Raw genomic sequence first — 18,200 nt, forward strand, 5'->3', positions numbered from 1 at the left:
GCTTACGCCTCCGCTGCGTTGCCGGCCGGAATAAATCCCTGGCGGATCTGTTCCCAGGTGGCCTGCGCCTCGGCGGCGAAGGCGGCGCTGGTGCTGAAGGTCAGCACCATCAGGTGGCTTTCCAGGCGTACGACCAGCAGTTGCTGCTCGATGGCGATGCCCTGGTTTTCAAAACGCACGCTGACCGCCCGTGCCGGCAGCGGGCCGAAGCTGCTGTCTTCCACGGCGCGGGCGCTGAATTTTTTCATATCGCGCTTCACCTTGGCCAACTGCTGCTGCAGGTAGGCTTCTTCCTGTCCCGGTTTGACGTCATAGGCGCGGGTGACCACCAGCGTGGCGCGCGCCTGCGGCAGTTTGAGGATGGTGACGCTGGTATCCTGCGCCGCTTCCGGCAGCGTCAGGGTGCCTTCGGACAGGGCGTAACGGGTCTGCTGCGTCATGCGTTGCCCTCCGAAGAGCTGTTGAACACCTTGGCGACTTCCTGCGTGATCTCCGCCGGGGTTGGCGTCGGCGTTTTACCTTTGGCCGGTTTTTTGATGTTGAGATCCAGCGTGCCGCCGGTGTTGATTTCGCCCTGCGCGCTGGCGTTGATTTCAAACTGGGTGCACTGAATCGAGACGGTGCCGTTCGGATTAAGCGTCAGCTTGCTGTCGCCGCTTACCAGCGTGATGCCTTCGCCGGAGCTCAGCATGATCTGCTGCTGCGTCTTCATCGCATAGTCACCGCCCACCAGTTCACTGCGGTTGTACTGGGTCGACTGGCGGTATTCGCCGTTAACCTGGCTTTCATGGTTTTTAGTGACGATAAAGTTGTGGTGGCCGCCGACGGAGTGGCTCTCATCATTCTTGACGTTGGTATCCATATTGCGTTCGGCCTGGATCCACACCTGCTCGGAGCCGGCCTTGTCCTCAAAGCGCAGGGCGTTGGCGTTGTCCGGCGTGCCGTCTTTGGAGCGGCTCATAAAGCCCATCTGGGTGGCGGCGGCCGGCAGCGCCCACGGCGGCATGCTGGCTTCGTTGTACACGCGGCCGATGACGATTGGCCGGTCCGGGTCACCGTTGATAAAGTCGATCACCACCTCGTCGTTGACGCGCGGGATCTGCACGCCGCCGAAGCCCTGGCCGGCCCAGGCGCTGGAGACGCGCACCCAGCAGGAGCTGGTGTCGTCGCCTTTGGCCAACCGGTCCCAGTGGAACTTCACCTTGATGCGGCCGTATTTGTCGGTCCAGATCGACTCGCCCTGCGGGCCGACCACGCGGGCGGTCTGCGGGCCGTGGGTTTTCGGCCACGACGCGCTCTGCGCCGGGCGGAACTGCACATCGGCCGGGATGACGGTGAAGTCGATGCGGTGCAGGCTGCCCTGCGTATCGCCGCTGGCGTAGCTGTTTTCGCGCAGGGTATAGCGGGCGGAGAGCGTCAGGTATTCGCCGTTATCGGACATATAAGGCGCTTTGATCAGCGTAAAGGTGTTGCCGGGGGCGATGCCCAGCGCGGTAGCGGTGCCGGTCACCTGCTGATGCTCGGCCTGCCAGGATTCCTGACGCACGCGTGCGTAGAACTCGCCCTGCTGATGCTCGGTATAGCGGCCGGGCCAGTCATAGACGTCAATCTGGCCGGGGGCCGGCGAAGCCGGGTTCTGCCGCGCCTGGAACAGCCAGGCGTTGGGCTTGCGGAAGTCGTAATCGTCCACGCTGTAGATGCCGGGGGTCACCTGATCGGCCAGCGTCCACTGGCTGATGCCTTCTTCACTGGTGACGCCGCCGGACGGCGTGACGTGGTACGGAATGGTTTCATAGCCGGGGAACGGCTGGTGATGGTGCGGGTTATCGGCCAGCACCATGGTGTGTTTGTCCTGCTCGTGCTTGAAGTAGTAGTAAATGCCTTCCAGCTCCATCAGGCGGCTGATGAAGTTAAAGGTGGATTCACTGTACTGCACGCAGTAGCCCCACTGGCGATACTCGCCGGTCAGCTGGTCTTCCAGCTGAATGTTCTGTTCGGCCAGCAGCGCTTTGACGATGTCCGGAACGGTCTGTTCCTGGAAGATGCGGAAGTTGCGATCCTTGAGCATCGGCCACAGGTCGGGCTGTACGCGCAGGGCGTACACCGAATAGCGGGTGCCGCTGATCTCTTCGCTGCTGACGGCGATGGCGGTGATCTTGCCGTTGAGATAGCGGGGCGGGCGCAGCAGGCCGGGGATCGGGATTTCCAGCGTCAGCGGCTGGCCGAGCAGCGCCTTGCGGTCCAGACGTGCGTCGGTGCTCAGCAGTTCGATGCGGAAATCAAACGGTGTGGACAGGGCTTCGGTGCCTTCCAGAGAACGAAACAGCAGTTGTTCAGGGCCAAGCGGCGTATAAGCTGTGATGCGGTCTAACATAGAAACATCCTTGGTGAATGACACTCCTCGTTACGGCGGCGTGGCCTTGGACCGGGGTAGTGATGTCAATCGCGTGGAGGTAAAACGGCGCCGTCTGACGGCGCCGGAATAGGGGACAATTAACCGGCGTCGGTCGGCGCGACCAGCCAGGTGCCGGCATGCTCGATCGTCAGCTGTTGGCGGCGCAATCTATCGTCGTTACGGTGGATTTCCAGCTGATAGGTGCCCGGCGCCAGATCCAGGCTGGCGAAGCCGTTAGTGCTTGGCTGCAGCGACTGGACTTTGCCGTCCAGCGTCACTTTTTCACCCGGGCGCAGTTTGAAATAGACCATCGCCACCGGCGCAGGCGGCGGTGCGGCTTCCTGCGCAGCGCTGTCCAGCTGCGGCGCACTTTGCTGCGGTGACAGCGTCTTGTCGGCCGGCGCGCCGTTTTCCGCCGCTGCGGTCGGCGCGGCGTCGTCCGGAGAGCTGCTGAGCCAGGAGATGATGCCAATCACCAGCAGCGCGGCAACGCCCGCCCCGATCATCATCGGCCGGGAGAACGTCATACCGCCGACGGTTATGCTGCCGGCGGCGGCAGTGCCGGTCGCCGGAGTGCTGGCCGGCAGCGGGGGTTCCGGCGCGGCGGCCGGCGTGCTGATGATTTCCGCTTCGTCGGCCACCGGCAGGTGCAGCAGCTCGGCCATTTCATCGATGGTTTGCGGCCGTTCTTCCGGTTTCAGCGCCAGCGTCTGGTCGATTACGCGCAGCAGCTCCGGCGAGTAGCCTTCGGGGCGGCGTTCGCTCAACGGCTGGTAGCTGTCTTCAATGCTGCGCACCACGCTGACCGGCGGCGGGTTGCCGACGATCAGGGTATGCAGCACCGCGCCGAGCGCATAGATATCTGTCCACGGACCCTGCTCGCCGTCGCTGTTTTCGGTGTATTGCTCGATGGGCGCGTAGCCCGGCTTCAGCATGATTTCCGTTTCGTCGGACAGGTTGCCGATCTCTTTACGGGCCGAGCCGAAGTCCAGCAGCACCGGCAGCTGATTCTCCTGGATTTGGATATTATCCAGCGAGATATCGCGGTGCAGGTAGCCTTCCTGATGGATGGTGTCGATCGCGCTGAACAGCGGCGGCAGCAGCCGGCGGATCCACGCCTCGTCAATCATCGCCGGCTGTTGCAGGCGGAAGTTTTTCAGCGTGGTGCCGCTGTAGAACTGGGTGCCCATATAGGCGGTGCCGTTCTCTTCCCAGAAGCGCAGCACGTGCAGCAGCCCCGGGTGGGAGAAACGGGCCAGCAGGCGCGCCTCCTGAATAAAGCTGTTCAGGCCGGCCTGAAAGGTTTTGCTGAAACGTTCGCCACGCAGGCTGAGGGTCAGATCGTCATTGCGTTGGGCCAACTGGGTCGGCATGTACTCTTTAATGGCGATGGTGCGTTCAAGCTGGTGGTCGTAGGCGCGATAGACGATGCCGAAGCCGCCTTCGCCGATCACTTCCTTGATCTCAAACTCGTTGAACCGATAGCCGATCGGCAGGCTGTTTGAGTTCGGTTTTTTGATCCCGTTTCCGGACATAGTGACTACTCTCTGTGATCAACTGGCCGCCGCGGCGGCCGGGGCGTTAAGCCTGAAATTGACAAATAAACTCGTTGTTTTGCAGTGCGATATGCAGCTGGCGGTAGCGCTGGTCGTTGGCGCTGGCCGACAGCAGGGTATGGCTGATCTGCGGCAGCAGGGTGTTGGTCAGGATGGCGTCGACCATACGCCCGCCGGATTCCACCTCGGTGCAGCGGCTGACGATCTGTTCGATCACCGCGTCGTCGAAGGTGGTGGTAATGTCGTGGTTTTCTGCCATCCGGCGTTGGACGCGGCCCAGTTGCAGACGCACGATGTTGCCCAGCGTGGCGTCGGTCAGCGGGTAGTAAGGCACCACCAGCAGACGGCCGAGCAGCGCCGCCGGGAACACCTCCAGCAGAGGCTGACGCAGTGCGCCGCTCAGCGCTTCCGGCTCCGGCATCAGGTCAGGGTCGCTGCACAGGCCGGCGATTAAGTCGGTGCCGACGTTGGAGGTCAGAATAATAATGGTGTTGCGGAAATCGATATGGCGGCCCTCGCCGTCCTCCATCCAGCCTTTATCGAACACCTGGAAGAAGATTTCGTGCACGTCCGGGTGCGCTTTTTCAATTTCGTCCAGCAGCACCACGCTGTAAGGACGGCGGCGCACCGCTTCGGTCAGCACGCCGCCTTCGCCGTAGCCGACGTAGCCCGGAGGCGCGCCTTTCAGCGTCGATACGGTGTGCGATTCCTGGAACTCGCTCATATTGATGGTGATAACGTTCTGCTCGCCGCCGTACAGCGTTTCCGCCAGCGCCAGCGCGGTTTCGGTCTTGCCGACGCCGGACGGGCCGGCCAGCAGGAAGACGCCGACCGGTTTGTTCGGGTCGTCCAGCCGGGCGCGCGAGGTGCGTACGCGGCGGGCGATCAGGTCCAGCGCGTGGCGCTGACCGATGACCCGCTCGTTCAGGGTGTCGGACAGCTGCAGCACCGCTTCGATTTCGTTTTTCACCATGCGGCCCAGCGGGATGCCGGTCCAGTCGGCGACCACGGCGGCGACGATATTGGCGTCCACCGCGGCGAAGATCAGCGGCGCTTCGCCCTGCAGCGTAGCCAGCTGCTGTTGCAGCACGGCCAGTTGGGCGCGCAGTTCATCTGCCGACGGCGCCGGTTCTGCGGCTTCAGCCGCCTCGGCGGTTTCCGCCGGCGTTTCCGCGTCGCTGTCGGTTGTGGCGTCGTCGTCCGGTTCCGCTTCCTGCTGATGCAGTCGGGCGCGCAGATCGATGATTTGCGCAATCAGCCCCAGTTCTTCCTGCCAGCGCTCGGTCAGTTGCGTCAGCTGCTGCTGCAGCTCGCTCAGCTGCGCTTCGATCGCCGCCGGGCGCTGCGGATCGCCGATGCCGACCTTGGTTTCGCGGCGGGCGATATCCAGTTCAATCTGCAGCGCGTCGATGCGGTGGCGGCAATCTTCCACCTGAGCCGGCTCGGCGTGCTGGCTGACCGCGACGCGGGCGCAGGCGGTATCCAGCAGCGCCACGGCCTTATCCGGCAGCTGACGCGCCGGGATATAGCGGTGGGAGAGACGCACCGCGGCGTCGACCGCTTCGTCGAGCAGCAGCACGCGGTGGTGCTGTTCCAGCGGGCTGACGGTGCTGCGCAGCATCAGCAGCGCTTTCTCTTCGTCCGGCTCGTGCACCTGCACCACCTGGAAGCGGCGGGTCAGCGCCGGGTCCTTCTCGATGTATTTTTTGTATTCCGCCCAGGTGGTCGCGCCGATGGTGCGCAGCTGACCGCGCGCCAGCGCCGGCTTCAGCAGGTTGGCGGCGTCGCCGGTGCCTTGCGCGCCGCCGGCGCCGACCAGCGTATGAATTTCATCGATAAACAGAATAATCGGCGTCGGGCTGGACTGGACTTCGTCAATCACCGTCTGCAGGCGTTTTTCGAACTCGCCCTTCATGCCGGCGCCGGCCTGCAGCATGCCGATATCCAGCAGGTACAGCTGCACGTCGCGCAGCTGCGGCGGTACGTCGCCGGCGACGATGCGCAGCGCCAGGCCTTCCACCACGGCGGTTTTACCGACGCCGGCCTCGCCGGTCAGCAGCGGGTTGTTCTGTCGGCGGCGCATCAGGATATCGACGATCTGGCGGATCTCTTCGTCACGGCCGCTGACCGGATCGATTTCGCCGTTGCGCGCGCGCGCCGTCATATCCTGCGCATATTGCGCCAACACGCTGCCGCCGGACTGGCCCGGTACGGACACGGCGGCCGGTTCGCCGGCGGCGCTTTGTGCCTGAGCGTTTTCCGACGAATTGCCGACAATGGCGGCAAACTGGTCCATCAGCAGATCGGCGTTGATGCGTTCGAACTGGCCAGAAATGGCTTTCAGCAGATGGCGCAGGCTGTAGGTTTTCAGGATCCCCAGCAGTAAATGGCCGCCACGGATGGCGTGCGCGCCGAACTTCAGCGAGCCGTAGACCCAGGCGCGCTCGACCGCGCTGTCGATATGTTCGGACAGATCGGAGATGGCGCTGGCGCCGCGCGGCAGGCGATCCAGAGCGTCGACGATATCGCGCGTCAGTTGGTCTTCGTCGAGGGCGAAGTGGCGGATAATCTGCTGCAGATCGCCATCCTGCGCCTGCATCAGCTGATGCAGCCAGTGCGCCAGTTCAACATAAGGGTTGCCACGCAGCTTACAAAAAGCCGTGGCGCTTTCCAGGGAGGTGAAAAGCAGGCTATCCAGTTTGCCAAAGAGTACCGAGCGGCTGATTTCTGACATGGTTTTCCTCGTAGGGGCAGGGCAAGTCCTGCCTGCGTTTTAAACATATCGATGTAATTGACGGACGCGGCAGTGCGCGCCCTGCTAAATATCTTCCAGCGGTTCCGGGCTGAAAGTCAGATCGCCGGCGTCGTGCTGACGCCGTTCGGCGGCCATCCAGCTGCTGAGCCCCAGCCGCTGAGCGCCGCCGAGCTGGGTGCCGATCAGCTGTTCTTTTGCCAGAATCAGCCGGACTTCCCAGACAAATTCGATGCCCAGATACTGGCGCACCCAGTCGCGCAGCTGTTCGCATAGTTCGGCGCCGGGCAGGAAACGGTCGTATTCCTGCTGCGACATCGGGCCTAGCTCGATGCGGAACTTGTGCTGCACGTCGCGCACCGCCACGCCGAGAAACGCCGACTCGCCCAGCCGCGGTGCGCCGCGCCCGGCCTTAAGCCGCGCCTGTTCTCGCGGGTCGACGCGCAGCCAGTGCGGCACGTTCTCCACGATGCGCACCGGCACCTGGAAATAGCCGCGTAAAATTTTGCTCAGGCCTTCCGGGTCGCGGCTGTGGCGAATCAGATGACCGGCCATAAAATGCTTGGCGTGCGCATTGATGCTGTCGCGCTGGCGCTGCGCCGGCTGGCCGTTGCCGATCAGGCTCGACAGGTAGTCATTAAAGCTGCCGTTGTCGGGCCGGTCGAGCGACACCGTCGGCTGCGCATCGGCCCAGGCGCGGTAAAACAGCAGCGTCAGGCGGTGATGAAACAGGTCGGCGAAGGCCGTCAGGGTGGTGTCCTGATGGTGGTAAATCCGTTCGCGCGCGTATTCGGTCAGGTGCAGCGGCAGCGGGCCGTTGGGGCCGAACAGGCCGAAGCTGAGGATCGACACCTCATGCAGCGGGCTGCCGCTGCGCGGCGTGACCTTGGCCAGCGTCGACGGTGCGAAAGAGAGCGACGGCTCCTGCCCCAGACGCAGCATTTCATGGCGCGGCAGCGGGGCGCGCCCCAGCAGATAAGCCTGGCCGCCCTGAGCGTCCAGCCGGCGCAGCAGCTGGAACAGATCGTAACGGTAAGGCGCGGCGCGCAGCCGCAGCCAGAAGTCGTCCGGCAGGCGGTGCAGCGCGTTGATCTGCGGCGCGTCGCCGGCCGGCAGTTCGGTTACGCTTTCACTCATATCAGCGTCCTTTTGCCCATGCGCGCCTGCCAATGGGCGATTTCACCGCGCTGCTGACTGGACAGCGTCATTTCGGTAAAGGTGTTCATCGCCACCAGCCGTGAGAACAGCCGTTCCAGCACGCTGCCGAGCAGATAAGGGCTGTTGCCGGAGAACGCCTGATCGTCAACGGTCAGGTCGATGGCGATGCCGCGGGCGAACACGATCGGCCCCGGCTCCGGCACCCGGCGGTACACCGGCCGCAGGTTGCAGCTGCGCACGCCCTGAATCTGTTTGGCGATTGCCGGCTCGCTCAGGTTGCCGTACAGGCCGAGCAGCTGACGCAGGCTGGCGGCGCCCTGTTCCGGATCGCCGTCCATCAGGCTCAGGTAGTTAAGCTGCAGCTGGCTGATCAGCCGCCAGGTGATCATGCCTTCCGCCAGCGCCGGCCGCGGCGGCGTCGGCCCTTTGCGCAGGAACACCCGCTTGATTGGGATAGAGTCCGGCATCACGAAGTTGCCCTGGTCCTGCTGCATCAGCATCAACGGCAGATCGCGGCTGGTGCACAGCACGTCGGCCGTCAGGTATTTGAGATCGCTGTGCCAGGGCGACTGGCGCTCATCCACCAGCGAGACGAACACTTCGGAACCGACATAGCCGGTGCGGGTGCCGTAGCGCCGGGCGTGAGAGGAAAGGGTGCGCTGTTCGCGCCGCAGCGAGAAGTAGGCGCCGTAGTTGCCGTCGTCTTCGCTCAGCGTGCTGTAAAACGGCCGGAACTCCTGCTCATAGCGTTTCTCGCTGGCGCTGCCGCCCAGCCTTTGCACCGAGAACACTTCATAATCCAGCGGACGGATATTATCGACCACCAGATGGTATTCGTGATTTTTTTCGTTGAGGGTGATGCGTTCGGCCACCTTTGGGAACAGGTTAATCACCGGCGTGCAGTGCAGCGCCAGATGGCTGACGTCAATCACCCGCTCCAGCGCGGCGTCGTGGCGGTCCAGCAGTACCACAATCTCAAACTGGCGCAGCGTTTTCTTGCCTTCACGCACGCTGCGCAGCAGCGGCTGCAGCCCGCTGATGCTGAAGAACTGGAAGCGCGCCGGGAAGGCGAAGTATTCCTGCAGCAGACGGTAGCCGTCGAAGTTGCGCAGGTCGTTCGGCAGCAGCGCCTGTTCCGGGGCGAAGCCTTCCTGACGCAGCGCGTCATCCGCCAGCACGCGCCGCTGCGGCTGCGCTTCCACCGTCTGGCACAGCATGCCGACGCTGTGCTGCATCAGCAGCTCCAGCAGTTGCTGCGCCTGCATATCCGGCCCGGAGAGGTAGAACATCAGGTTGTCGAGATCCAGACTGTTCAGCGTGACGGTGTCATAGCACTCCAGCCGGATGCGCAGCGCGCTGACGCAGCCGCGGTTTTGCAACCCGAGGGAGGAAAACGGAATATCGGCCGGAATGCCGCCCAGTTCCACGCTGGCCAGCCGCACCGGCTGCAGCGTGACGTCGTGGGCGGTGGTATAGCTACAGGTGATGCCGTTCTTTTTCAGCGTCTGGCTGTCCATCATGGTGCCGCGCGGTACGGTAAAACCGTTGCTGATGTCGCCTTTGCTGCTGTCTGGCTGCAGTTCGGCAATCGCCATCGACGGCGTCGGCGACAGATAGTTCGGATAGATAATTTCCAGCAGCCGCTGCGAGAAACGCGGGAATTCCGCGTCCATTTTCAGCTGTACGCGCGAGGTCAGGAAGGCGAAGCCCTCCATCAGACGCTCGATATAAGGATCCGCCACGTCGATGCCGCGCATGCCGAGACGCCCGGCGACCTTCGGGTACTGTTCGGCGAACTCCGCGCCCATCTCGCGCAGATAGGCCAGTTCGCGGTTGTAATACTCTAACAGTTTACTGTCCATCGCCTTACCCTATGTCTTTCAGATCGAAGTGACCGTTTTCCAGGTCGACGTCGGTTCTGAACAGAAACTCCAGCGGATAGGGCACGCACCACAGGCGGCCCTTGATTTCAATCGATAACACGTTGTGCAGCTCCAGTGAGCCGGTGTCGGAGATGCAGCGCACCTGCAGGCCTTCAGGCAGAATGCGCGGCTCGAAATTCAGGATCGATTCGGTCAGCGCGCGCTGGATATCCTGCCATTCAATGTCCGACATTCGTTTGCCCGCCAGCGAGGCGACGCCGTAATTCACCGTGGAGCGGCGCACCTGAGGAAAATCGCCGAGGTCGAGATTGGATTCGCTGTTGACGCAGTTAAACAGCCACTGCAAATCGCGCAGCACGCGCCGCCGCAGTTCGCTGTGCGACACCAGATTGCGGATCTGCGCTTCCTGTTTTTTATGCGGTTCATCATCGGTCAGCAGGTCGAGCAGCACCGGCTGCATCTTGTCGCGTGACGTCAGGCGCTCGCTGTCCTGCCGCTGGCGATAGCCCTGCCGGCGCAGATCGTCGCCGTTATGAGCGCCCCATAGGTGCTTGTCGTTCATCTCAGGCGTCCTGATCGAAGCTCAACTGGCGCAGGCTGTGCAGCGGAAACTCGTCGCTGTCGCTCAGCCAGGTTTTCAGGCCGTAACCGAGATAGTGCGGGCTGTCGCCGAGCGGCTGCCATTCGGTGCGCTTGCCGAGCAGCAGGGCGTCGTCGCTGTCTGCCGCCAGCGGATAGCGCGCCGGCAGCTGACATACCTGCTCGCGGCCGTCGGTCAGGCGCACCAGCGCGTGGCTCCAGACCAGATCGATGGCGCTTTGCGGCGCCTGGAACTGGATTTCGGCGATGGCGGAGAACGGCAGCCAGTAGTAGACGCCGTTGAGCGCCAGTTCACACACCGGGCCGAGGCGGCCGTCGCCGTCGGTCAGCCAGTCGAAGGCGACGGTTTTTTCATCATCGCCGTCCGCCAGCAGCAGGCTGCCGCCGCTGGCCGGCGCGTCTTCCAGCGCCTGGTCGCGCAGCGCCTGCGCCTGTGCGGCGTCGCCGGCGACGTCCAGCTGCAGGGCCTTGACCATCTGTCCGATCCAAGGCTGATCCTGCTTCAGCAGCGCCGGTGCGGCCTGGCCGGCAAACACCGCCTGGCGCTGCAGTTCGGCCTCGACCGACTGCAACAGCAGCAGGGTGGTCGGCTGCGCCATCGGTTTCAGCGCCTGCCAGGATTTCAGCTGCGCTTTGGCGCGCTGCCAGTTGCCGCTCAGGCACAGCAGCTGCACCAGCGCGGCGCGCAGATCGGCGTCGGCCGGGCGCGCTTTGATATCGGCTTCCACCGCCTGGGTGGCTGCGCTGACGGAGCCGCCTTGCAATACGTCGGTTAATGATTTCACAACAAAATACCTCTTAATCAGTGGGCGGCGTTCTGGACGGTCAGATAACTGCCGCTGGCCGGGTCAACCCGGTCGGCGGCCAGCTGATCCACCAGCCGTACGCTGAGCGGCTCGCGATAGGCGCTGAGCAGCGGCAGCCAGGTTTCACGCACTTTGGCGACGCGCTGTTTCACCCGATCGGCATCGGCGGCCTGCTGGCGGGGGAACTCGGCAATCAGCGTGCCGCTGAAGAACCAGGCGTGCTGAGCGGCGTCAAACGGCAGCACCAAATAGCTGCCGGCAACCTGCGGATTGGCCAGCACCATGCGCTGGCGGTTGGCGCTGACCACGGTCAGCGTCTGGCCGGCCACGTCAATATTCATCAGCGGGTAGCCCTGCAGGAAGCTGATGGTCGGCGAGCTGCTTTTGCCATTGCTCTGCAGCTGGACTTTATCGCTGCCGCTCAGCCAGCCGTCGCTTTGGCAGGTGAGGTTACCGCCGGCAGGTACGAACATCGCGCTGCCGGCGTCGTTGCCTTGCCAGTAAGTGCGGAACTTGCAGCCTTTCGGCAGCTCGAACACCTGCGCCGGCGCGGCATCGGCCTGCGGTGAACTGACGGCGACCGCGGCCGGCGGCATGGCGGTTGCCTGCTGTGCTTCCGGCGTTGTTTCCGGCTGCGCCTGCGGCGCCGTTTTAACCTGCGGCTTCCAGCGCTGGTTTTTCAGCGCATCGCCGGCTGCCAGCGTGTTGCCGGCCTTATCGGTCAGCGTCCACGGCAACTGGCTGACTTTGGGGCACTGTTTCGCCAGCAGGCTGCCGACCCGCGGCAGGAAGCCGTCCAGGATGGCGGCGTCCTTTGCGTTAGCGGAAACAATACGCAGCGGGATGCTTGGCGCACACCAGCTTTCCGGTTTGTTGTTTTTGACGTTGTCGATAAAGACTTCGAGTTTCTGGCTGGGAGAATACACCAGCCGGTAATTTGCCGCGTGAACGGCGGGTACCGCCATCAGGGCGATCACACCGGGCATCCAATATTTCATCGTTAACCTTAGCTGTGTTATGCGGTTCAGTCGCGCGTGAGGAAACGTTCTGCATCCGCCAGCGAATGCAGCAGCGTGGTCTCTTGCGGTGAACCAATCCATACGGCGATAGCGCTGTAGTTATCGCTGTTGTTGTCTTTCTTCCATGCTTGCTGCATCAGGGCGATCCACTCGCTGGGGGAGTTGACCATATGCAGCGATTGCTCCAGTTCGGCCTGGGTAAAGCTGTGCCAGAAGCCGTCGGTGCACAGCAGGAAAACGTCGCCGTCCTCTAACTGCAGTACGTCGCTGTAGGTAGCGTCGCGCTCTTCACTCAGCCCCAGCGCAAAGTACAGCAGGTTGCTGTTGATGCCGCTGGTCTGGTAACCGGCGTCCTGCATCTGCTGGATCAGGCTGTGGTCGGTGGTAACCGCGTGCAGGTAGCCGCGACGGAACAGGTACAGGCGACTGTCGCCGGCGTGGGCCCAGTAGGCCAGCTGGTAATCCCGGTCGATAAACAGGCTGACCAGCGTGGTGCCCATCTTGCTGTACTCTTCGGACTGATTCTGCTGCTGGTGGATGGCCGCATTCGCCTGCGAGATATGCTGGCGGATGCTCTGCGCATCCAGATGTTTTTCGCCGTTAAAATTGTCCAGGATGGTGTCGCGCGCCAGTTTGGCGGCGACTTCGCCGCCGGGAAAACCGGCGATGCCGTCGCACACCACGAAACAGGCTGCACGGTTGCCAACCACTTCGCCGGTCTGATCCTGATTTGAGGCGCGGCCGCCCTGATTAGAGGTAGAGGCTATGGTGATATTCATTACACGTCCGGTTTGGTTTGGGAGTCTTTGTACTGATTCACTTCAACATCATAGGCATGCAGGAAGGCTTCACCAAACAGCGTATGGAAGTCATCTTCGATCTCGCCCGAGGTCTGCTGGTAATTTTTTACAAAATAGTCCCACAGTGCCGCTTTACGGTTGGAAGGCAGCGCCAGCCGCGGCGCGGAGCCTTCTTTACGCGCTTCTTCTTCCAGACGGTCCGGGTTAAAGGACTGCAGCATGGCGGCGATGATGGCGCGAATGCCGGCGATCATCCCCAACTGGTGCGCCTGCAGATCGATCAGCGCATCGCGCACCGCCTGCTCCGGTGGCATAAAGCCCGGCATCTGGCTGCCGAACATCTGCATCAGCACGGTTTTACCGGACGGCAGCAGTTTGAACGGGTTATTGGCCTCGTCGAGAATCATGGTCATCTCTGCCTTCACGCCGCGCTTGAGGATAGAGCGCGAAGAGAGCAGGGCGACGGTGCCTTGAGAGAACAGGCTCAGCAGGCGACCGACCTGACGCACCTGCTGCTCATCAAAATGTGGCTGCGGCTGTAGGTCGTCCAGGCCGATGCCCTGCAGCAACGCTTTGAGCAGCGGGCCTTCCAGCACGTCGCCGTTAGACGCCGCCGAGCCTTGAGCGCGGGCGTTCTGATAGGCGATAGGATCGATACCCAGCCGGTTGCCCGGGCGAGAACGCTGCTGGGGTTCCACATGCGGCGCGGCTTCAGGCGGCACGAGCGGTTCCGGCTGCGCGCGTGGCGGCTCCTGCGGTGCGGCGGCCTGCGGCTGTGGCTTCGGCGCTGGTGTTGGCTGAGCCTGTTGTTGCGGTTGTAGTTGCGGTTGCGGTTGCGGTTGCGGCTTGGCCTTTGGCGCTGCCTGCGGCTGCGGTGCAGGCTGAGGCTTTGCCGGTTCAACCGGGGCTGCCGGCGTTTGAGGTGCGGCCACGCTTGGTGCTGCTTCCGGCTGTGTCAGCGGTACGGCGCCGCCCATCAGCAGCCCCAGCGGATCGTTGCTGTTTGATGCGCCAGGCGTGCTGGGCGCGGAAGAACCGCCGAACAGCGCCAGCGGATCCAGCTCTTCATCTTTATTGCCGCTCTCCGTCACCGCCGCTTGCGGGCGTTTTGACGTTTCCGGTTTGGCCGGTTTCGGCTGGTTTTCCGCCAGCAGCGTGCTCGGCGTGGTATCGGTCAGGATATTGTCGCGCTCGAAGGTGCTGTCGGTTTTGAACAGTTCGGCCGGGTCAGTCTGTTTTTGCTGCAGCTGGTGCAGATCGACATCGCCGTCCAGTTGGCCCAGCGGGTCGCTGGGGTTCAGTTCGCGCTGTGGCCGATCGAGCAGCGGGTTATGGTCGGGCTGCGCTGTTGGCTCCGCTTTCGGCGGTACGGCCGCGGCGGCGCTTGCCGGTGTGAACTCTTCCACCAGGCTGTCCCAGATTTCGTTGGGGATCGGCGCGGCGCCGTTTGCCTTGGCGGCCGGCGCGGCATCGGCCACCGGTGCCTGAGGCACCGGTTGCGCAGCGGCTGCCGGCTGCACCGGCGCGGCCTGCTGATTCAGATCGTTGACCTGGATCTGATAATCATCGATACCGAGGATATCGCCATCCTGCAGCTCCACCTGACGGCCGCGCTCCAGCGGAATGTCGTTCAGCAGGACGCGGGTGACGTTGCCACGGTTGGTGATGCGGCACTCGCCGTCAGCGGAAATATGCACAATGGCCTGCAGGCGGGAAATCGCGCGTTCTTCATCCGGCAGAACCAGGTTGTTGTCCACGCTGCGGCCGATGGTGCCGCCCGGCGGCAGGAAGTCGCAACTGCTTTGCGGCGGGTTTTGGCCATTTTTGTTTTTTACAATAGAAAATCGCATAAGGCATTCCTGCTGATTAGGTTTGATGCAAACTGTTTTCACGCCCATGGCTGCGGGTAGTGATGAATAAAGAGGTTGTTACTGTTTTGGTTGCCGTGTTTCGGACGTGCCTTCAAAGTTAGTGACAGGGGGCAGTAACAGAAAATAGGCGACCATAAAGAATATGCTGCCGTACCAGACTTCAGGGTAATCGGGGAAGTCGATAGCCGGGTAAATGTGGTCAAAAATAGCTTCGCCATCAAGACAGATGGCGCTTTGCAACGCAATGCAGACGATTGTTACGCCAAAGTGCGCAATAAATAACGGAAACCAGTGCAGGCGTATGGTTTTTTTTCGTAAAAAGTAGAGTCCCAGCAGTACTGCAATGGAAATAAAAAAATAGCTAACAGGGAATCCGTAGGAGTAAGGGTAAGTTGATAATGGTGTTGTCATTGTTAGCCTTGTCTTTTGTTTTTATGTTGGTTTTTTTTACTATCACTCTTTAGCTTCTTGTAATACGTGTTTCGTGGCAGTAGAACAGAGTAGGCGATGGTAAAAAATAACCCACCGTACTGCACGACTTGGTATTTGATAAGTTCAACGGGGTAGAAAAGACTAAAGAAGTAATTGCCGTCACCAAAAACAATGAACTGCACGGCTCCGCAAATAACAACAATAACTGTCGATAAAATAAAAAGTGAATGGCTATGCTTTTTTGTGACGTATTTATTTAAATGGAAAAGTAAAACAAACAACGCTATGGAGATGGTAAAATATGAAAATACAAATCCATATGAGTAGTTAAAGGTGGAGATAGTGACGTCATTGTTCATTACCAATCCATTAATTTTTGTCTTTATATTTTTCGATGATGCTATCAAGTTCCCGGCTGTGATAGAGGTCAATGCACTTAGTTAGCGTCATCGATTCGCCGGACATACTGTCATAATGCCTGGCAAGAAACCGTTGAGCCAGACTGCGCACCGCGCTATGTGCCTCAAGTGAGTATTCGCCAAACTCACTATAGCCTCTTGCCGCTGCGGCCGCGTCGTTTTTAACCTCTGCTGCCGAATAGCCTTTGGCAATACAAACGCTGATAGCGTAATTCTTCAGATAGCTCACTGCATCACCGTGGTAAGATCGCGGTGCAGCATAAACAGATAAAGAGGTGAAGAAACAGGCCAGGCTAAGGCAACTAAGAAACGATAATTTATTATTTTTCATAACTATCTTTCCATGTTTTACGTTGTCATTTCCCATGCTGACCGCCACCGTAAAGTGTTTATTTTATTTACTGATGACTGCGTATTTCTTGAAAATACTTTTGGCTTGTTCTGATGTTGGTAATGAAAGACAGGCCAATGTGTTATAGCTTCCAGGCACTGAACCGCTACTCTTTTTTTGCAGGTACTGATGTATCAGCACTTCGCTGCTGTCAAAGGCCTCGATCGGTAGTTGACTAAATTCAAGATAAGCACTGGCAGAGCGGAATGCATCTTGCCGGGTGCTTTCTGAGTCAGTAAATTCACCGATGCAACGACTGATTAGCCAATTGTCATATATTTTATTTTGTGGTAGGTTTTCTATTTTCATATCATTTGCAAATGATGCACTTGAAGAAAATAAAAAACAGATAAATAGAAAGCGGCTTATTTTTGTTTTCATAACAAAATGTTCAGACGTTATATTTAGCCTTACCAATATGATGAAAGTGAGTCAATACGAGTCGACATTGCTTCAGTCAGACAATTTTTGTCATTCATGCACTTATCTCTTTGCTGTAACCATGATTTTTGTGATTTCATCAATGATGTGGATAAGTTTTTATCACCGATATTGTTGGATTGTTTTTTAGCCAGCAACCAGGCACGAGCGACACTTTTATCATAAGCGGCTAAATTAAAATCCGAACATATCGCTTTCTCAACGTTGCTTTTAGCATTAGAGCACTCGAATGAGGCAACGGGTTTAGGGTTTGCAGGCAACCTGTTAAGCTGCAATAACGAACCATCATACCAATTGACCAGTAATTTATTTGCGTTGAGTACGGCAATGCGGGCATTCATGGCGTTGTCGGCAGGGCCGAATGAGCCTGAGGCACAAGTTATTTCTTGGGCCAAAACATGCTTGTTACCATCCTCGTTTAATTCATAGCTTTTAGCCGTGATGGTGTGTTCGCCGCCCATCGTGTCGGTAATATATTGGTCAAGGCTGATTGTCTTTTCAGCAAGTTTTGGGGTGAGACAGTTACTGCCTTCTGGCAAGTTTGTTTGGATTTTATTATTGCTAATAGTAATGACTCTACCGACTAGTCGCGGATCGTTAAACTGATAACTAAGCGTACGTGTGGCATCGTTATTGATATTTGCCTGGTTAACTTGCCATTGACCTTCAATAGGGGAGACTATTGACGTATTATTGTTTTTGTCCGCAGCACATACGCTGAAAGAAAGTATAAATCCGCAGGCTAGTAATTCTAATGAATTCATTAGGTATTATCCTTATCGATAATTTCCATTTAGATATAGATCAACTTCGTAATTTCTTCTATTGATAAGACCTTTCATTACCTTTCCGGCAGAGGTTATTGCTCTTTTTATTTCTGTCATTGCGTCAGATATTCTATTTTGATTGATTAATGAAGCAACATTATTAAATCTCCCTCCGGGGTTATAGGAAAAGCAAACTAACGCATCAAACTCTTGTTGGGTTAAGGGTACATGAATTTTACTTTTCACTAATTTTTCATACGCGGGGATGATAAATTTAAGTAATGAGGTTTCTTGCGCAGCAGTTAAAGCAACCAAATTATGGTTTTCTTGTGAAAAAATCCTGGCGTCTTGGTGTTTTAAACCAGAGGCCTTACTGATCTTATCTGCTGTTGTACTATCTAATCCTATGGCGATCATTGTGTTCTTTATAGAGTTAACAGAACGCGTTTTCATATCATAACCTGGGCCAAGGGTTACTCCACTTGCGCCACCTGGCCAGTGAAGATGGTTACTTACGCCTCGCCACGATTCAATATTGAATATAAACCTTAGTCCACTTTGTGATGTGGTCATTGCTCGCGTCCCTTGACGCCCGGACTTCCCTCCAATGGGGGGTTGTGGTGCCCGTACTACTGATGGTTTGCCTAAAGCTGAAAAAGTTTTTCGGCCAGCAATTCCATCGATATGTAAACCTTTTTTAAGCTGAAACTTCTTGACTGCGAATTCTGTTTTTCCGCCAAAAATACCATCAGCATAAATATTCGCACCTTGTCCGATAAGCATCTCTTGTAGGGATTTTACATGAGATCCTTTATCACCTTTCCTGATAGCTTTCATTGTTATTTATTTTTAAGTTAATAGATAAATTTAAGTTGGACAAGAATAAACCTCCCCCAAGGGGGAGGTTATA

Annotated in this window: 16 protein-coding genes; all 16 read right to left on the minus strand. The window is 58.9% G+C overall.

The genetic code is table 11. The features are described 5' to 3' along the window. Positions 1-2: 2 nt before the first annotated feature. Positions 3-440 carry a DcrB-related protein gene (locus tag HF675_RS09400; protein ID WP_105231637.1) on the minus strand — a complete coding sequence of 146 codons (438 nt, stop codon included), beginning with the start codon at positions 438-440 and terminating at the stop codon, positions 3-5. Further along, positions 437-2,374, minus strand: coding sequence for a type VI secretion system Vgr family protein (locus HF675_RS09405; RefSeq protein ID WP_187044482.1), 1,938 nt, complete (start codon positions 2,372-2,374; stop codon positions 437-439). Before HF675_RS09405 ends, HF675_RS09400 begins: the two co-directional genes overlap by 4 nt. A 119-nt stretch (positions 2,375-2,493) precedes the next feature. Further along, positions 2,494-3,930, minus strand: a complete 1,437-nt coding sequence (locus tag HF675_RS09410; RefSeq protein ID WP_105231635.1) for a serine/threonine-protein kinase — start codon at positions 3,928-3,930, stop codon at positions 2,494-2,496. A 46-nt stretch (positions 3,931-3,976) separates the two neighbouring features. Beyond that, complete coding sequence (gene tssH / locus HF675_RS09415) at positions 3,977-6,685, minus strand: type VI secretion system ATPase TssH (RefSeq protein ID WP_105231634.1); 2,709 nt, start codon at positions 6,683-6,685, stop codon at positions 3,977-3,979. Positions 6,686-6,769: 84 nt separating this feature from the next. Next, positions 6,770-7,840, minus strand: coding sequence for a type VI secretion system baseplate subunit TssG (gene tssG, locus HF675_RS09420; RefSeq protein ID WP_187044483.1), 1,071 nt, complete (start codon positions 7,838-7,840; stop codon positions 6,770-6,772). Next, on the minus strand, positions 7,837-9,723 hold the full coding sequence (tssF, locus tag HF675_RS09425) for a type VI secretion system baseplate subunit TssF (protein WP_105231632.1): 1,887 nt from the start codon (positions 9,721-9,723) through the stop codon (positions 7,837-7,839). Before tssF ends, tssG begins: the two co-directional genes overlap by 4 nt. Before the next feature lie 4 nt (positions 9,724-9,727). Further along, entirely contained in the window at positions 9,728-10,306 is a 579-nt protein-coding gene (locus HF675_RS09430; protein ID WP_105231631.1) for a type VI secretion system baseplate subunit TssE, read from the minus strand. Position 10,307: 1 nt separating this feature from the next. Further along, positions 10,308-11,129, minus strand: a complete 822-nt coding sequence (locus HF675_RS09435; protein ID WP_105231630.1) for a type VI secretion system accessory protein TagJ — start codon at positions 11,127-11,129, stop codon at positions 10,308-10,310. Positions 11,130-11,146: 17 nt separating this feature from the next. Beyond that, positions 11,147-12,148: a type VI secretion system-associated protein gene (locus HF675_RS09440; RefSeq protein WP_105231629.1), complete on the minus strand. Its 1,002-nt coding sequence runs from the start codon at positions 12,146-12,148 to the stop codon at positions 11,147-11,149. Between the two features lie 26 nt (positions 12,149-12,174). Beyond that, positions 12,175-12,948: a PP2C family serine/threonine-protein phosphatase gene (locus tag HF675_RS09445; RefSeq protein ID WP_105231628.1), complete on the minus strand. Its 774-nt coding sequence runs from the start codon at positions 12,946-12,948 to the stop codon at positions 12,175-12,177. Continuing rightward, a complete protein-coding gene (gene tagH, locus HF675_RS09450; protein ID WP_187044484.1) occupies positions 12,948-14,819 on the minus strand; it encodes a type VI secretion system-associated FHA domain protein TagH in 1,872 nt (623 codons plus the stop codon). Before tagH ends, HF675_RS09445 begins: the two co-directional genes overlap by 1 nt. A 78-nt stretch (positions 14,820-14,897) precedes the next feature. Next, positions 14,898-15,251: a hypothetical protein gene (locus HF675_RS09455; protein WP_160030670.1), complete on the minus strand. Its 354-nt coding sequence runs from the start codon at positions 15,249-15,251 to the stop codon at positions 14,898-14,900. Positions 15,252-15,641: 390 nt separating this feature from the next. Continuing rightward, positions 15,642-16,022: a T6SS amidase immunity protein Tai4 family protein gene (locus HF675_RS09460; protein ID WP_187044485.1), complete on the minus strand. Its 381-nt coding sequence runs from the start codon at positions 16,020-16,022 to the stop codon at positions 15,642-15,644. A gap of 63 nt (positions 16,023-16,085) precedes the next feature. After that, positions 16,086-16,463 carry a T6SS amidase immunity protein Tai4 family protein gene (locus tag HF675_RS09465; protein WP_105231623.1) on the minus strand — a complete coding sequence of 126 codons (378 nt, stop codon included), beginning with the start codon at positions 16,461-16,463 and terminating at the stop codon, positions 16,086-16,088. Positions 16,464-16,492: 29 nt separating this feature from the next. Beyond that, a complete protein-coding gene (locus HF675_RS09470) occupies positions 16,493-17,287 on the minus strand; it encodes a lysozyme inhibitor LprI family protein (protein ID WP_187044486.1) in 795 nt (264 codons plus the stop codon). Positions 17,288-17,299: 12 nt separating this feature from the next. Then, entirely contained in the window at positions 17,300-18,127 is an 828-nt protein-coding gene (locus HF675_RS09475) for a peptidoglycan-binding protein (protein ID WP_187044487.1), read from the minus strand. Positions 18,128-18,200 lie beyond the last annotated feature (73 nt).

Origin of the sequence: Serratia sp. JUb9, assembly GCF_014298095.1 — a bacterium.
GTDB lineage: Bacteria > Pseudomonadota > Gammaproteobacteria > Enterobacterales > Enterobacteriaceae > Serratia_B > Serratia_B rhizosphaerae.

Excerpts from the sequence above, each read along its gene's own strand:
- HF675_RS09400 (WP_105231637.1), bottom strand. The coding sequence starts at position 440 with ATGACGCAGCAGACCCGTTACGCCCTGTCCGAAGGCACCCTGACGCTG.
- HF675_RS09405 (WP_187044482.1), bottom strand. The coding sequence starts at position 2,374 with ATGTTAGACCGCATCACAGCTTATACGCCGCTTGGCCCTGAACAACTG.
- HF675_RS09410 (WP_105231635.1), bottom strand. The coding sequence starts at position 3,930 with ATGTCCGGAAACGGGATCAAAAAACCGAACTCAAACAGCCTGCCGATC.
- tssH (WP_105231634.1), bottom strand. The coding sequence starts at position 6,685 with ATGTCAGAAATCAGCCGCTCGGTACTCTTTGGCAAACTGGATAGCCTG.
- tssG (WP_187044483.1), bottom strand. The coding sequence starts at position 7,840 with ATGAGTGAAAGCGTAACCGAACTGCCGGCCGGCGACGCGCCGCAGATC.
- tssF (WP_105231632.1), bottom strand. The coding sequence starts at position 9,723 with ATGGACAGTAAACTGTTAGAGTATTACAACCGCGAACTGGCCTATCTG.
- HF675_RS09430 (WP_105231631.1), bottom strand. The coding sequence starts at position 10,306 with ATGAACGACAAGCACCTATGGGGCGCTCATAACGGCGACGATCTGCGC.
- HF675_RS09440 (WP_105231629.1), bottom strand. The coding sequence starts at position 12,148 with ATGAAATATTGGATGCCCGGTGTGATCGCCCTGATGGCGGTACCCGCC.
- HF675_RS09445 (WP_105231628.1), bottom strand. The coding sequence starts at position 12,948 with ATGAATATCACCATAGCCTCTACCTCTAATCAGGGCGGCCGCGCCTCA.
- tagH (WP_187044484.1), bottom strand. The coding sequence starts at position 14,819 with ATGCGATTTTCTATTGTAAAAAACAAAAATGGCCAAAACCCGCCGCAA.
- HF675_RS09455 (WP_160030670.1), bottom strand. The coding sequence starts at position 15,251 with ATGACAACACCATTATCAACTTACCCTTACTCCTACGGATTCCCTGTT.
- HF675_RS09460 (WP_187044485.1), bottom strand. The coding sequence starts at position 16,022 with ATGAAAAATAATAAATTATCGTTTCTTAGTTGCCTTAGCCTGGCCTGT.
- HF675_RS09465 (WP_105231623.1), bottom strand. The coding sequence starts at position 16,463 with ATGAAAACAAAAATAAGCCGCTTTCTATTTATCTGTTTTTTATTTTCT.
- HF675_RS09470 (WP_187044486.1), bottom strand. The coding sequence starts at position 17,287 with ATGAATTCATTAGAATTACTAGCCTGCGGATTTATACTTTCTTTCAGC.
- HF675_RS09475 (WP_187044487.1), bottom strand. The coding sequence starts at position 18,127 with ATGAAAGCTATCAGGAAAGGTGATAAAGGATCTCATGTAAAATCCCTA.